Annotated in this window: 1 protein-coding gene; it reads left to right on the plus strand. The window is 72.7% G+C overall.

The window, feature by feature from the left end; genetic code table 11:
* The first annotated feature begins 57 nt into the window (after positions 1–57).
* Complete coding sequence (locus AB0L75_RS44515; RefSeq protein ID WP_365191980.1) at positions 58–1050, plus strand: YeeE/YedE family protein; 993 nt, start codon at positions 58–60, stop codon at positions 1048–1050.
* Positions 1051–1079 lie beyond the last annotated feature (29 nt).

Genomic DNA, 1079 nt, shown 5'->3' on the forward strand with positions numbered 1-1079 from the left:
CCTGCACACGCTCGCCCACCGCTACGACCCGGAGCGGCACGGCGCGGTGAAGGTGTCGTGGCCGTCCAGTCGGTGGGCGTGTTCGCCCTCGACGCGCTCGGCGTGATCACCCTGGAGGCGGAGACGTTCCCGTGGCTCGGCACGATCATCGGCGGCCTGATCTTCGGCTTCTCGATCGTGCTCGCGGGCGGCTGTGCCACCGGCACGTACTACCGCGCGGGCGAGGGCCTCGTGGGCTCGTGGTTCGCGCTGATCTTCTACATCGTGGGCGCCACCGCGTTCCGCAAGGGCCCGCTGGCCGGCACCACCGAGGCCGTCCGCTCCGTCGAGACGCAGACGGGTTCGTTCCAGCAGCTCACGGGGCTGTCCCCGTGGGTGTTCGTGGCGCTGCTCGTGGCCGGCGTCGGCCTGGCCGTGCGTCATCACCTGCGCCGCGAGGCGGCCATGACCCGCTTCCGCCTGCCCGCCGCCAAGACCGGCCTCGCGCACGTGCTCACCGAGAAGGCGTGGCACCCGTTCGTCACCGCCGCGATCATCGGCGTGCTGGCGATCCTCGCGTGGCCGCTCTCCTGGGCGACCGGCCGCGAGTCCGGCCTGGGCATCACCGGCCCGTCCGCGAACATCGGCGCGTTCATCGGCACGGGCGAACTCGAGCTCGTGGACTGGGGCGTGCTGATGGTGACGGGCCTGCTGATCGGCTCGTTCATCGCCGCGAAGGCCTCCGGCGAGTTCCGCGTCCGCGTTCCCGACGCGCAGACCACCGTCCGCTCGATCATCGGCGGCCTCGGCATGGGCTGGGGCGCGGCGTGGGCCGGCGGCTGCACCATCGGCAACGCGATGGTGAACACCGCGACCTTCAGCTTCCAGGGCTGGACCGCCCTCGTGTTCATGGTGCTGGGCACCGGCCTGGCGGCCAAGCTCTTCATCCTCAACCACCGCGGCAAGGGCACGACGCCGGCCCCCACCTCCGGCTCTGGCCTCACCTCGGCCGAGGGCGCGGCGGCGGACGCCGGGGCGGCCCGCCCCGTGAAGCTCACGCCGATCGGCTGAGCCGACCCGCCCACGAACGACCTCTGACC

Origin of the sequence: Streptomyces sp. NPDC052101 (assembly GCF_040680235.1) — a bacterium.
Taxonomy (GTDB): Bacteria; Actinomycetota; Actinomycetes; order Streptomycetales; family Streptomycetaceae; genus Streptomyces.